The organism is Caulobacter sp. LARHSG274 (assembly GCF_052871235.1).
Window position 1 is genome coordinate 432,604 of record NZ_JBIXJO010000001.1, and the last position, 14,080, is coordinate 446,683.

Annotated in this window: 11 protein-coding genes and 1 pseudogene; 10 read left to right on the plus strand and 2 right to left on the minus strand. The window is 66.3% G+C overall.

All coding sequences use genetic code 11. From position 1 onward, the window contains the following. Window positions 1-188: 188 nt before the first annotated feature. On the minus strand, window positions 189-1,319 hold the full coding sequence (locus ACIPQB_RS02015) for an AI-2E family transporter (RefSeq protein ID WP_446483521.1): 1,131 nt from the start codon (window positions 1,317-1,319) through the stop codon (window positions 189-191). Between the two features lie 115 nt (window positions 1,320-1,434). Here ACIPQB_RS02015 and ACIPQB_RS02020 point away from each other — a divergent pair, with 115 nt between their 5' ends. Further along, the gene (locus ACIPQB_RS02020) at window positions 1,435-2,964 is read left to right on the plus strand and encodes a helicase HerA-like C-terminal domain-containing protein (protein ID WP_446483522.1); all 1,530 of its coding nucleotides are present in this window, start codon (window positions 1,435-1,437) and stop codon (window positions 2,962-2,964) included. Between the two features lie 298 nt (window positions 2,965-3,262). Then, window positions 3,263-3,439 carry a hypothetical protein gene (locus ACIPQB_RS02025; RefSeq protein ID WP_446483523.1) on the plus strand — a complete coding sequence of 59 codons (177 nt, stop codon included), beginning with the start codon at window positions 3,263-3,265 and terminating at the stop codon, window positions 3,437-3,439. A gap of 62 nt (window positions 3,440-3,501) precedes the next feature. Here ACIPQB_RS02025 and ACIPQB_RS02030 read toward each other — a convergent pair whose 3' ends face one another. After that, entirely contained in the window at window positions 3,502-5,925 is a 2,424-nt protein-coding gene (locus ACIPQB_RS02030; protein ID WP_446483524.1) for an EAL domain-containing protein, read from the minus strand. A 398-nt stretch (window positions 5,926-6,323) separates the two neighbouring features. Here ACIPQB_RS02030 and gmd point away from each other — a divergent pair, with 398 nt between their 5' ends. From gmd to ACIPQB_RS02070, 8 genes and pseudogenes are all read left to right on the plus strand, one after another. Next, window positions 6,324-7,400, plus strand: coding sequence for a GDP-mannose 4,6-dehydratase (gmd, locus tag ACIPQB_RS02035; RefSeq protein WP_446483525.1), 1,077 nt, complete (start codon window positions 6,324-6,326; stop codon window positions 7,398-7,400). Further along, window positions 7,390-8,337: a GDP-L-fucose synthase gene (fcl, locus tag ACIPQB_RS02040; protein ID WP_446483526.1), complete on the plus strand. Its 948-nt coding sequence runs from the start codon at window positions 7,390-7,392 to the stop codon at window positions 8,335-8,337. Before gmd ends, fcl begins: the two co-directional genes overlap by 11 nt. Window positions 8,338-8,451: 114 nt before the next feature. Continuing rightward, window positions 8,452-9,417 carry an NAD-dependent epimerase/dehydratase family protein gene (locus ACIPQB_RS02045; protein ID WP_446483527.1) on the plus strand — a complete coding sequence of 322 codons (966 nt, stop codon included), beginning with the start codon at window positions 8,452-8,454 and terminating at the stop codon, window positions 9,415-9,417. A 32-nt stretch (window positions 9,418-9,449) separates the two neighbouring features. After that, the gene (locus tag ACIPQB_RS02050; RefSeq protein ID WP_446483528.1) at window positions 9,450-10,682 is read left to right on the plus strand and encodes a glycosyltransferase family 4 protein; all 1,233 of its coding nucleotides are present in this window, start codon (window positions 9,450-9,452) and stop codon (window positions 10,680-10,682) included. A gap of 2 nt (window positions 10,683-10,684) precedes the next feature. Continuing rightward, entirely contained in the window at window positions 10,685-11,296 is a 612-nt protein-coding gene (locus ACIPQB_RS02055) for a WcaF family extracellular polysaccharide biosynthesis acetyltransferase (RefSeq protein WP_446483529.1), read from the plus strand. Beyond that, the gene (locus ACIPQB_RS02060) at window positions 11,293-12,225 is read left to right on the plus strand and encodes a hypothetical protein (RefSeq protein ID WP_446483530.1); all 933 of its coding nucleotides are present in this window, start codon (window positions 11,293-11,295) and stop codon (window positions 12,223-12,225) included. The genes ACIPQB_RS02055 and ACIPQB_RS02060 overlap by 4 nt, the downstream gene beginning before the upstream one ends. Window positions 12,226-12,569: 344 nt before the next feature. Continuing rightward, a pseudogene (locus ACIPQB_RS02065) lies at window positions 12,570-12,711 on the plus strand (DapH/DapD/GlmU-related protein); the annotation flags it as partial. Window positions 12,712-12,901: 190 nt separating this feature from the next. Beyond that, window positions 12,902-14,080, plus strand: a complete 1,179-nt coding sequence (locus tag ACIPQB_RS02070) for a hypothetical protein (protein ID WP_446483531.1) — start codon at window positions 12,902-12,904, stop codon at window positions 14,078-14,080.

Sequence of the window (14,080 nt, forward strand, 5' to 3'; positions counted from 1 at the left end):
CTTGCCAAGGAGAACCGATCGGCGGACGCGGAAGCGCCGCCGGTGGGGGGAAACCGGCGGCGCAGGCCCGTCGCGGGGGGACGACGGGCGGTTCCGCATCGAACGCTCCAGAAAAATCGGATCTGCGTCGCGCGGGGTCGGCGTGGGGGGGCGCCGACAGGACGTAGATAGGAAGACCATTTGGGATGTTAAGTCCCCTCGGGCGGGTTCTGTCGAGAAGTCGGTCGAAGGCCCTTCTTTTTTGGTTGGGCCCCCGGCGGCGGCGTGTCCAGGCCCGCGCCGCTGGGGTCGCCGTCCTCGGACAGCAGGATGGCGATCCAGCGGGTGCCGTCGAACTGGGCCAGAATCAGCATCACCGCCACGGTCAGCGGCGTCGACAGGAACATGCCCGTCACGCCCCACAGCGCGCCCCAGACCGCCAGGGACAGCAGAACGACCGTCGGGTCCATGTTCAGCGTGTCGCCCTGCATGCGCGGCAGGACCACATTGCCTACCACGAAATAGATGACCTCCAGGGCCACGAACAGGATCAGGGCCGGCCAGAAGCTTTCCGGGAACTGCACCAGGGCGAACAGCGGCGGCAGGATGCAGCCGATCGCGCCGCCGAGGATCGGGATATAGGCGGCGATGAAGATCAGGAACGCCCAGAACAGGGCGTTGTCCAACCGCACCAGCATCATCACCGCCCAGGCGGCGACGGCGATCATCAGGCCGGTGACGGTCTGGATCCACAGATACTGCTCGACGCCGTTGCGGATGCGCTGGAACAGCTGCATGGCCCCGTCGCGCTCGGCATGATGCGGAAACAGCGCCACGATCTTGCGGCCGAAGCCTTTGCGCGAGGCGACGATGAAGCCCAGATAGATCAGCACCAGCACCGCGTTGGAGGCGAAGTTCTGCAGGCTCTGGGCGGCGGCGCCGGCGTAGCGCGACGGGTTGAGCTGGTCGATCAGGTCGCCGATCGTCGGGGCCACCTTGATCCCGACCAGCGCCGCGATCTTGGCGATCACCTCGTTCAGCCGCGGGGCGTATTCGCGCATCTGCACCACGAAGCCGGCGCCGTTGGCGGTCACCACCCAGACGATCGCCCCGAACATCAGGATCGACAGCAGGATCGCCATCGGCAGGGCCAGTCGCTCGGGGAAGCGAGGGGCGCGCTGCACCAGCACCCGGGCGAAGCTGTCGATCATTACCGCCAGGAACACCGCCAGGGCCAAGGGCGTGAGGATGCCGCGCATCCAGTAGAGGGCCGCCCCCCCGGCGACCACCGCCAGGAACACCAGGGCGTTGCGTCCGGTGATCGAGGGCGAAATGCTCATCGGCGACGTCTCATGTTCAAGGGACCGGAAAAAAGCTCGCGCCACTTTGCGCGACCCGATTGGCGCGGCGCAAGGCCGAGGCTACGGTTAAGCCCACAATGTAAGGACGTGGCATATGACCCTGGCGATCGGCGACGGCGAAATCCTCATCGGACTCGGCGAGGGGCCGGTGACGCAGCGACTCGACCGGTCCAACCGCCACGGGGTGGTGGCCGGCGCCACCGGCACCGGCAAGACCGTGACCCTGCAGGTGATGGCCCAGGCCTTTTCCGACGCCGGGGTGCCGGTGTTCGCCGCCGACGTGAAGGGCGACCTGTCGGGCATCGCGGCGATCGGCGCGCCCAACGACAAGATGCTGGCCCGCGCCGCCTCGATGGACCTGACCCTGACGCCGGCCGCGCCGCCGACCGTGTTCTGGGACCTGTTCGGCCAGAAGGGCCACCCGATCCGCACCACCATCTCCGAGATGGGCCCGGTGCTGCTGTCGCGGCTGCTGGAGCTGAACGACGTGCAGGAGGGCGTGCTGACCGTGGTCTTCCACGTCGCCGACCAGGACGGCCTGCTGCTGCTGGACCTCAAGGACCTGCAGGCGGCGCTGAAATATGTCGCCGACCACGCCGCCGACATCGGCACCCAGTACGGCAATGTCGCGCCGGCCACGATCGGGGCGATCCAGCGCAAGCTGCTGACCCTGCAGAGCCAGGGCGCCGAGCACTTCTTCGGCGAGCCGGCCCTGAACCTGGCCGACATCATGCGCACCGACGTCGCCGGCCGCGGCTATGTGAACATCCTGGCCGCCGACAAGCTGATCCAGTCGCCCAAGCTCTACTCCACCTTCCTGCTGTGGCTGCTGTCGGAGCTGTTCGAGGAACTGCCCGAGGTCGGCGATCCGGAAAAACCCAAGCTGGTGTTCTTCTTCGACGAGGCCCACCTGCTGTTTAACGACGCCGAAAAGCCGCTGCTGGAGAAGATCGAGCAGGTCGTGCGGCTGATCCGCTCCAAGGGGGTAGGGATCTATTTCGTCACCCAGAGCCCGGCCGACATTCCCGACGCGGTGCTGGGCCAGCTGGGCGCCCGCGTGCAACACGCCTTGCGCGCCTACACCCCCGCCGACCAGAAGGGGCTGAGGGCTGCGGCGCAATCGTTCCGGGTCAATCCGGCCTTCGACACCGCCGAGACCATCCAGGCGCTGGGGGTCGGCGAGGCCCTGGTCTCGACCCTCGACGCCAAGGGCGCGCCCTGTGTCGTGCAGAAGACCCTGGTCCGCCCCCCGGCCTCGCGCCTGGGCCCGCTGACGCCAGAGGAACGGATCGCCGTCATCGCTCTCAGCCCGGTGAAGGGGCTCTACGACCAGGCCCTGGACCGGGCCTCGGCCTATGAGACGCTGCAGGGCCGCGCGACCCAGATGCAGCAGCAAACCGACGCCGCGAACGCCCAGGCCGAGGCCGAGCGCCAGCGGGCGGCCGAGGACAAGGTCCGCGAGCGGGAGGCGGCCCAGGCGGCCCGCGCGGCGCCGCGGCCCCGCGCCTCCAGCCGCCAGTCGATGACGGAGACCTTCGCCAAGTCGCTGCTGCGCACGATCGCCAGCCAGGCCGGACGCGAAATCATGCGCGGCGTGCTGGGCGGACTAAGCCGAAGACGTTAAGCCTAACAACCTAAGCCAGAGACGCTAGGTCAAAAGGTCGCAGGTCCGCCGCCGCGACCGCGCCCCGAAGCCATTCCTAAAAATTTCCGTCGAATGTCAAAGGCTTAGATCAATCGCCTCGAAGCTAGAGTACAATCTTAAGGCGCGAATTGCGGCCGCGTGGCGCGTTCGAATGCACCCAAGGCTGCAATAGCCTTGCCATGAGACTTATCTTGGAATCTTATCCCACAGACCGTCAGAGTCGAAAGAATGGGAGGATCGGACCCCGATCGCTTCCCTGTCGGGAGGATGGGTGCAGATGAAGTTCGCCGTCACGGCCTCAGCGACACGCTTTAGCAGCCGCAAGCAACCGGCCGCTTTGTCCTACAACCATTCTCGCCATAGAAGCCTAAATTGGCCGCGGGTCCTGACGATCGCCGTCAGCTTCATGCTGTGGTTCGTCCTGATCTTTGGCGTCCTCAAGCTTCTGCCGTGATTTGAAGCCGCCGGCGTCCGTAGGCTCATCAGCGCGATGCTTGCGGATGACGGTCTCGTGGTTCAAGCCGCGTCGCGACCCTGCCGGCGCTTGGTCGCGCGAGGCGGCTCCTGGATTGCGGCCTGGCTGGCCAGGGTCCAGGCCGACAGGGTGTCGACCGGAGCCGGCCTGCCGATCGCGTAGCCCTGCAGCTCCGCACAGTCCTCGCCGCGCAGGAAGTCGATCTGCTCCTGGGTCTCGACCCCCTCGGCGACGCAGGGAATCTCCAGGCTGCGGCCCAGGCCGAGCACGGCGCGGACGATCACCGTGGCGCGATCGTGGCGGTGGATGTTCTCGACGAAGCTCTTGTCGATCTTGATCTTGTCGAACGGGAACGACTGCAGGGTCGACAGCGACGAGAAGCCGGTGCCGAAATCGTCCATGGCGATGCGCACGCCCAGCGCCTTCAGGCGACGCAGGTTGTCTAGCGCCCGCTGATAGTCTTTGAACAGGGCGCTTTCGGTGATTTCCAGCTCCAGCCGCTTGGGCGACAGGCCGCTGGCGACCAGCACCTCATGCACCAGGGCCGGCAGGTTGGGCTGGTTCAGCTGCAGCGGCGACAGGTTGACGGCGATGCGCAGCGGACGCTCCCAGCTGGCGGCGTCGGCGCAGGCGCGGCGCAGCACCCATTCGCCCAGCTGGCCGATCAGGCCGTTTTCCTCGGCGACGGGAATGAACTCCAGCGGCGGGACCATGCCGCGCACCGGGTGGTTCCAGCGCACCAGGGCCTCGAAGCCGCAGACCTGGCCGTCGGAAGCCGTGGCCAGCGGCTGATAGTAGACGAGCAGCTCCTCGTCGAGGATCGCCTGGCGCAGTTCGCGCGCCAGGGTGCGGCGCTCGCGGATCGTCTCGTCCATCTCGCGCTTGAAGAAGCGGTAGGCGCCGCGGCCGCCCTCCTTGGCGCGATAGAGCGCCATGTCGGCGTTGGCCAGCAGGGCCTCGGCGGTGCGGCCGTCGTCGGGGAACAGCGAGACGCCCAGGCTGGCGCCCATGATCAGGTCCTGGCCCTCGTGAGACGCGGGCGCGCTCAGGGCGTCGATCAGTTGGCCCGCCAGTTCGGCGGCCGCGGTCGGCTGGTCGCCGTCGGCGACCTGGACGACGATGAATTCGTCGCCGCCCAGACGCGCGGCGAAGGACGGCGCGGTCAGGGCGTCCTGCAGCCGCCGGGCGGTTTCGACCAGCAGGGCGTCGCCCGCCAGGTGGCCGTGCAGGTCGTTGACCTCCTTGAAGTGGTCCAGATCGATGCAGATCAGCGCCAAGCTCTCGCCGGAAGCCTCGACGCGATCCAGGGCCGCGGCTAGGCGCATCTGCAGCGAATTGCGATTGGGCAGGCCGGTCAGGCCGTCATGCTCGGCCAGATAACGGATCTTCTCCTCGGCCAGGCGCCGCTCACGCAGGTCGCGAACGGCGAGAACCGTCAGGCCGGACGTTTCCTGGCGCGCGCCATCATCCATCAGGCGTGAAAACACTTCGATCGGAATCCGCCGACCGCCATCGACCGGTTGCAGGGCCCCTTCGCGCCGCACGCCCTCATGGGCGGGACCCTCGTCGTCGAAGGTCAGCATGCCGGCGAACAGCGGCGCGCCGACCAGCGTCTCAAGCTCGGCCCCCGCCAGGTCGCAGAAGGCGGCGTTGGCGTCGTTGATGCGGCCGTTCTGGACCACGACGATGCCCTCATAGGCGGCGTTAGCCAGGCGGCGGATCCGGTCCAGAGCCGAGCGGCTGGTCTGGGATTCGATCGCCACCGCGCCCAGGCCGCCGAGCACGATCATGGCGGTGATCGAGGTCACCGCCAGGGTCAGGACGCCGCCCGACAGCAACTCCGCCGGAACCTGGATGGCCGGGTCCGGGACGATGGTGATCGCGCCCATGCCGATGAAATGCAGGGCGCAGACGCCGATCGTCAGCACGGCGCCGCCGGCGGCCTGCTTGATCAGGCTGCGGGCCCGGCCGGCCAGCGCCAGCGCCGCCGCCGCGCCGGCGACGCCGGCCAGAACCGAAACCGCGACCGTGGCCTGTTCCCATTGCACGAAGCCCTGGGTCACGAAGGCGGACATGCCGGTATAGTGCATCGCCGCCACGCCCACGCCCAGGATCAGCCCCCCGGCGCAGTCGTTGGTGCGGCTGCGCTCGGCCGAGGCCACGGCGAAGCCGCCGGCCATGAACAGCACGGCGATGATCAGCGATATCAGGGTGCCGGCGGGATTGTAGCCGGTCTTCAGGCCCGGCGAGTAGGCGACCATGGCGATGAAGTGCGTGGCCCAGACGCCTGAGCCCGACACCAGGCCGGTCAGCAGCAGCCAGGCGGCCCGCACCACGCCGGTGGCGCCGCGCATCCGCGAGTAAAGACGGAACGCCGTAAAGCACGCCGCAAGGCAGATCAGTCCGGCCACAAGGACCAGACGCAGGTCATGCTCGGTCGTCAGGCAGGTCAAAACCTTCAACACGCGCGGGCCCCCTGAGGTGTTCCCGCAATCAATGCCTGTCGAGTTGCAAAAAAAGCGTTCATCCCCAATCAGCTTTTCGCTGATCGCGAGCTTGAAAACGCTGGGTCGCTAGAATGGTCGAAGCGTCACAAGGGTTGAGCAAGCGTCACAATGGATAACAAGGCCATCGCCGCCATGGCCCCGCTCTTACGACGTTGTCAATCGTCAGTCATAAATAGGACGCTAAAATAGCCTTTTAGATGCATTAAGTCGCCATCGCCTTGCGGGCGACGCCGCGTGGCCAGCACGTGTGTATCTTATGCGAATTTACTTTCCTTAATGGCAAAAAGGGCTCGCCGAACGATCCGACTTCCGCTACGAGCGCCCTGTATTCACTAGGCGCAAGTCAAGGAGATGTCATGAGTGTAGCCAGCAACGGCAAGGTCGCGTTGATCACGGGCGTGACGGGTCAGGACGGGACCTATCTGTCGGAACTTCTGCTGGAGAAGGGCTACACAGTGCACGGGGTGAAGCGGCGGTCGTCGTCGTTCAACACCGGCCGAATCGAGCACCTCTACCAGGATCCGCACGAGAAGGATCAGCGGTTCATCCTTCACTACGGGGACATGACCGACAGCACCAACCTGATCCGCATCGTGCAGCAGACCCAGCCGGACGAAATCTATAACCTGGCCGCCCAGAGCCACGTGGCGGTCAGCTTCGAGACCCCGGAATATACCGGCAACGCCGACGCGGTGGGCACGCTGCGCCTGCTGGAGGCCATCCGCATCCTGGGGCTGGAAAAGAAGACCAAGTTCTACCAGGCCTCGACCTCGGAACTGTACGGCCTGGTCCAGGAAGTGCCCCAGAGCGAGAAGACCCCGTTCTATCCGCGCAGCCCCTATGCGGCGGCCAAGCTCTACGGCTACTGGATCGTGGTCAACTACCGCGAAGCCTATGGCATGCACGCCAGCAACGGCATCCTGTTCAACCACGAGAGCCCGCTGCGCGGCGAGACCTTCGTCACCCGCAAGATCACCCGGGCGGTGGCGGCCATCAAGCAGGGCTTCCAGGAAAAGCTCTATCTGGGCAATCTGGACGCCAAGCGCGACTGGGGCCACGCCCGGGAATATGTCCGCGGCATGTGGCTGATGCTGCAGCAGGAAGTGTCGGACGACTACGTGCTGGCCACCGGCGAGACGACGATCGTGCGCGACTTCGTCACCAAGGCGTTCTCCGAGACCGGCGTGACGATCAACTGGTCGGGAACCGGGATCGAAGAAAAGGGGACCTGCGCGGAGACCGGCAAGGTCCTGGTCGAGGTCGACCCGCGCTACTTCCGCCCCACCGAGGTGGAGCTGTTGATCGGCGATCCGACCAAGGCCAAAGAAAAGCTCGGCTGGGTCCACGAGACCAAGTGGGAGCAGCTGTGCGCCGAGATGGTGGCGGCCGACATGATCGCCGTGGCCAAGGAGCAGCGCCGCAATGCCGAATGACGTGATCTTTCCCCTCGAGGGCAAGCGCGTCTGGGTGGCCGGCCATCGCGGGATGGTCGGATCCGCCATCGTGCGGCGGCTGGCCTCCGAGGGCTGCGAGGTGATCACCGCCGGGCGCGAGGTCCTCGATCTCAAGCGCCAGGACCAGGTCCAGGCCTGGATGGCGGCGGAGAAGCCCGACGCCATTTTCCTGGCGGCGGCCAAGGTCGGCGGCATCCTGGCCAATGACAGCTATCCGGCCGACTTCCTCTACGACAACCTGATGATCGAGGCCAACATCATCGAGGCGGCCCACTGCAACCAGGTGTCCAAGCTGGTGTTCCTCGGCTCCAGTTGCATCTACCCCAAGTTCGCCGAGCAGCCGATCCGCGAGGACAGCCTGCTGACCGGCACGCTGGAGCCGACCAACGAGTGGTACGCGATCGCCAAGATCGCCGGCATCAAGCTCGCCCAGGCCTATCGCAAGCAGCATGGGGCCGACTTCATCAGCGCCATGCCCACCAACCTGTACGGCCAGGGCGACAATTTCGACCTCAACTCCAGCCACGTGATGCCGGCCCTGATCCGCAAGGCCCACGAGGCCAAGCAAGCCGGCGCCGAGACGATCACCATCTGGGGCACCGGCACGCCGCGCCGCGAGTTCCTCAACGCCGACGACTGCGCCGACGCCTGCGTCTTCCTGATGAAGACCTATTCGGACTTCGAGCACGTCAATGTCGGATCCGGCGAAGACGTCACCATCCTGGAGCTGGCCCAGTTGGTCTGCGAGGTGGTCGGTTTCCAGGGCGGCATCGTCACCGACACCACCAAGCCCGACGGCACACCCCGCAAGCTGATGAGCGCCGACAAGCTCAGGGGCATGGGATGGGCGCCGTCGATCGCGCTGCGGGACGGCGTGGTGGACGCCTACAAATGGTTCCTCCAGGCCAATAACTAAGCCGCTTACAAGGCCGGTGCGGCGGACGCGGAACGCAATCCGCGCAAGCCCCCGGCCCTCCGGCCAAGAAACTCTACCCAGAATGACCTGCCACTAGACTATCTGGAGAACAATGTGACGAAGAATGTCGTAGTATTCGGCGCGAGCGGATTCATCGGCACGCGACTCGTCGCTCAACAAAGCAAGGCCGGCAACAAGGTCGTGGCGATCGATATCCTGCCGCCGCGTGAAAAGATCGCCGGCGTGGACTACCTGCTCGGCGACGTAAGAAACCCCATCGTGATCGACTTCAGCGATCCGATCGACACCCTCTACAACCTCGCCGCCGTGCACCGCACCCCCGGCCACCCGCCGGAGGAGTATTACGACACCAATATCCGCGGCGCCCTGAACGTCACGGCCTTCGCCGAAGCCCGGGGCGTCCAGTCGATCCTGTTCACCAGTTCGATTTCCGTCTACGGACCCAACGAAGAGATCATAGACGAACTGTCTCCGTTGCGGCCGACCTCCGACTATGGTCGGTCCAAGTCCATGGCCGAGCTTATCCATCGGCGCTGGGCGCAAGGCGGACCGGACCGCAAGCTCGTCGTCGTCCGCCCCGGCGTGGTCTTCGGTCCGGGCGAACGCGGCAATTACACCAATCTCGCGCGCGCCCTGAAGCGCGGCCTGTTCGCCTATCCCGGTCGGCGCGAGACCATCAAGAGCGGCGGCTATGTCGACGAACTGATCCAGACCTTCGACTTCGCCCTGTCTCAGCCGGACACCGACATAACCTACAATTTCGCCTATCCCGACGCCAGCACCACCGAAGATATCGTCAAGACGTTCGGTCGCGTTTCCGGCGTGAAGTCGTCCTACCCCGTTATTCCTGTCGGCCCGCTTTTGCTTGTCGCCGGGGGCTTCGAAGTCCTAAACACCTACGGCTTGCGCAATCCGATCCATCGCGAACGGATCTGGAAGCTGGTCAAGTCCACGAGAATAGCGCCCTCGTGGCTGACTTCTCATGGCTACACCTTTTCCACGAACGTGGAATCGGCGCTACGGGCTTGGTTTGAAGAAACCGAGGGCAGTTTCGCTTAAATAACGGCGCCATTGGTTTGATGTAGGATTGCATGGAAAAGACAGACATTCCGTACAAGGACGAGATCGTTATCGTCAGCAATTACTACTACCCCGAGCCCACGGGGAGCGCCCCACCGATCTCCGATCTGTCCTTTTGGCTGGCCGAGCAGGGCCTTGAACCCAGTGTCGTCTCGGCCCGCCCCAGCTATCCGATCAACCAGGTCTATCCAGGCTACGAGGACGGAAAGCTCGACCGCGAAACCCTCAGGGGCGTCAAGGTGCGTCGCGTCGCGTCGTTCATTCCCAAGACGCGGGGGCTGATCGGTCGTCTTCTGGGCGAGGCCAGCTTCGCGTTCTCCGCCACCGTCTCCAAGACCCGCCGGTACCGCGGCGTCATCTGCGTCTGCCCCTCGGTGTTCGTCGTCCTGGTCGCCCCGCTGTTCAAGCGCCGCGACGGCCGTCTGGTGGCGATCGTCCACGACATTCAGTCGGGTCTCGCCGCCAGCCTCCAGTTCGGGGCCGGACGTCCGCTCATGCACCTGCTGCGCAAGATCGAGGCCTGGTCGCTGAACCGTTGCAACGCGGTCATCGCGCTGTCGCCGGCCATGGCGGAGGAACTCAAGCATCTGGGCGTGAAAGTCCCGATCTTCGTCATTCCGCCGCAGGTGGACGTGCGGGAGATCGTCCCGACCCCCGAGCCTGAGGACGCCGCCCCCCTGATCCTGTACTCCGGCAACCTGGGCCGCAAACAGGGCCTGGACCAGGTTCTGGACCTCGCCGAGGAACTGAAGGCCCGCGGCTCCACCGCCCGATTGCTGGTCCGGGGAGAGGGGTCCGAGCGCCTGGGCCTCGAAGCCGTGGCCAAGGAACGCAGCCTGGACAACCTCAGCTTCGCCGACCTGGCGCCCCGCAGCGAGATCAGCACGGCGCTCGGCCAAGCCACCTTGCATCTGGTTCCGCAGAGCCCGGGCGGGGCGAACTTCGCGCTTCCCAGCAAGATCTTCTCGATCATGGCCGCCCGGCGCGCCTATGTCGCGACCGCCGAAAGCGGCACGCCGCTGGATTTCGTGACTAGGCAATCGGGGGGCGGCGTCTGCGTCGCGCCCAACAAGCCCGAACTGTTCGCCGACGCCGTCCAGGCCCTGCTGGGCGACGCCGACGCACGATCCGCGCTGGCGGCGTCCGGGCGTCGCTATGTCGAAAAGACCATCGACCGTGAGGTCGTCTGTCGCGACATTCTCAATACGCTGACGGGGCAAGGCCTCGCCTCGCAGGAGGCCTGACGATGTCCGCGTCCTCGCGCCACGATGTCCAGGACCTTGCGACCTTTCGCCTGCCTGCGCATTTCCGCGGCCGTTCGGCGTTGGTCGTTCAGCTCTGGTGGCTCGTTCAGGCCGTTCTTTTCCACCCTTCGCCGCAGTTTCTCTATGGCTGGCGCAATGGGCTGCTTCGTCTTTTCGGCGCCAAGATCGGCAAGAACGTCATCATCCGGCCCAGTGTTCGCGTGACCTATCCCTGGAAACTGGAGATCGGCGACAACAGCTGGGTCGGAGACTTTGTGGAACTCTACACCCTGGGCGAGATAAAGATCGGCGATAACGCCGTCGTCTCGCAATATACCTATCTTTGCACGGGATCGCATGACATGCGGTCGCCGTCCTTCGACATCTACGCCAAGCCGATCGTCGTGGAGGACGAGGCCTGGATCGCCTCGGGCGTCTTCGTCCATCCGGGCGTGACGGTCGCGCGCTGTTCCGTGGTTGGGGCCCGATCGGTGCTCTCCAAGGACACCGAGCCCTTTGGCGTCTATGCGGGCTACCCCGCCGAACGGGTCGGAACGCGCGCCATGAGACAGACCGCCAGCGGCGCGCCCGCAAGCGACGGAACCCCGCAATGACCCCTGCGATCGCCATATTCGCCTACAACAGGCCCGAAAGCCTGCGGCGCCTGCTGGGCAGCCTTGAGCGCTGCTCGGGCTTTTCCGACGCCCGCGTTACCATCTTCATCGACGGTCCGAGGGCGGAACGCGACGTCGCCGCCGTTTCGCAGACCAAGGCCGTCGCCGAATCGGTCGCCCGGGATCACTGGGAGATCAGGGCCTCCACCGCCAACAAGGGCCTCCGGCGCTCGATCTATGACGGGGTCTCGGACGTCTGCTCGCGCCACGGGCACGCCACCATACTTGAAGACGACCTGGTGCTCTCGACCGGCGCCCTGAACTATTTTGGCGAAGCGCTGCGGCGCTACCGCGACGAGGATCGCGTCCGCAGCGTCTGCGGCTACACCTACGAGCATCCCAAGCTGGGCCAAGACAACCGCGCCTTCTTCCTCCCCTTCGCCCATCCGTGGGGGTGGGCGACCTGGGATCGGGCCTGGGCGCAATACGCCTACGACCAACCCACGCTGCCGGAGGAACTGATCGGCTCCGACAGCTTCCGCCGCTTCTTCAACGTCAACGGCCTGATGGACGCCGCCGACCTGCTCGACCTCGGCCAACGGGGAAAGGTCGACAGCTGGTTCATCCGCTGGCACCAGAGCATTTTTTTCAGCGGCGGCCTGTCGCTGTTTCCGTCGCGAAGATATGTCGCCAACATGGGGGTCGGCCGCGGCGGCACGCACGCCAGCCGCCTCAATCCCTATCGGCTGCTGCTGGGCGCCGAGCCGCCGGAAAACGATCAGCAGCCCGCCTGGCCCGCCCGCATCGAGCCGGACTTCCTGGCCATGGACCTGATGCGCGACAGCCGTGACGCGCGCGCCCAGCGCCTGATCGCCAAGCTGGGTCGCTACAAGCGCCTGATGAAGCGATCCAAACCCCAGCGAAACTGACCATGAGCCTGCATCCTCGCCATATGCTGAAAGCCGCCTACCGCCGCCTGATGCGCAAGCTGGCGGTGCGCGGGAACGTCGAATTCCATCCGGATCTGCAGGTCGGCCAGGGCTGCTTCATCAACGCGCCCGACCGCCTGACGATCGGGCGGGAAGTCGCCATCGGCTCGTCCACCTGGATCTCGTGCAACGGCCGGATCGGGTCCGGCGTCCTGATCGCCAGCCAGGTCGGCATCGTCAGCCGCCATGAGCACGACATGCTGGACTTCGAAACCCCGATATCGAAAGCCTCCAAGCTCGGCGATCCGGGGTCGCGTCCGCGCGATGAGCGCGACGAGATCGACATCGGCGAGGACGTCTGGATCGGCTTCAACGTCACCATCCTCAGCGGCGTGCGGATCGGCCGCGGGGCCGTCGTGGCGGCCGGGGCCGTCGTGACCCGGGACGTCGAGCCCTACGCCATCGTGGCCGGCAATCCGGCCCGCAAGGTCAGCGAACGCATGCCGGCCGCCAACCGCGAGGCGCACGAGCGTGCGCTCGCGGCGCGATGGCGTTAGAGCGTGGGGCGGAAAAGTGGACACCGGTTTTCCGCAGGAACGATGCGAAGGCGAAGCACTAGGACCGGCCCGTCGCGCGGGTTTGGCGCGCCGCGAAGATGGATTGGAATGAGGCGTCCATGAGCGGTCCTGTCTACTATGTCGATCCCTACGCCACCGGCCATCATCCCGAATACCTGCGGTTCTTCGCGACCCAGGCCCGGGCGGCGGGCGTCGAGCTGGTGGTCTGGGGCCCGCAGAAGCTCGCCGACACCGCTTGGCCGGGTCCGACCCCGCCGTTCCAGCTGCGCGTCACCGACGATTTCAGCGAGACGGGCGAGGGCGCGTCCAAGGCGCTGCTGAACACGGTCTTCGACGCCGCCCGCCGCGAACAGGCCTCGGGCGTGTTCTTCGCGATGCTCGATCCGCTGGCGCTCCCGCTGGCCAGGATGGCCGTGACCGGCCCCCGCCCGGGCGTCCCCTGGAGCGGCATCTATTTCCGCGACAGCTTCAACTACGCCCGCCAAGAGCGCGGCCTGAAGGGGCGTCTGAAGTCGGGCGTCAAGCTGGCGATCCTTCGGCTGGCCCTGCGGACCACCAAGCTGCCGATCGCGACCCTCAATCCCCATTGGCGCGCTCGGCTGTCCCGCCCGCCCCTGTGGCTGCCGGACTGCCTCAGCGACCTGGACCAGATGGCCCGCGCGGCGTTCCTCGAAGCCGGCGTCTGGCCGGTGCCCAGGCCGCCCGCGGCTTCGGACGACGGACGCGTCTCGTTCCTGGCCTTCGGCTCGATGGCGCCCCGCAAGGGCCTGCTGGAATTCCTGGAGGCGCTCGGCGATCTGCCTCCGGATCTCCTGCCGCGGGCCAGGGTCGTCGTCCTGGGCCCGTTCAAGGACACCGCCTACCGACAGTCCGTGGACGTCGCGATCGAGCGCCTGCGCGCCCTGGGCGTCGGGATCGAGCTGGACGCGACCTACGTCTCGAACGCCCGGCTGGACGCCGCCCTGCGCTCCTGCGACGTGGTCCATGCGGCCTACCAGGACCACGTCGGATCGTCGGGCGTGCTGGGCCTGGCCGTGCAGTACGGCCGCGTGGTCATCGGCCAGGGCAGCTACCAGCTGGGCGACGAGATGCGGGCCGGCGACCTGGGACCGATCGTCAACCCGGCCGACCGCGCCGCCTATGCCCGCCAGCTCGAGACCTTGCTGCGGCATCCGCCCGCGGTCTCGGCAGGCATGGACGCCATTCGGCAAGTCCGCAACGCCCAGGCCGCGGCCGAGGCCGCCACGGCGCTTCTACGCTCTCTAGCCGGGAACTGA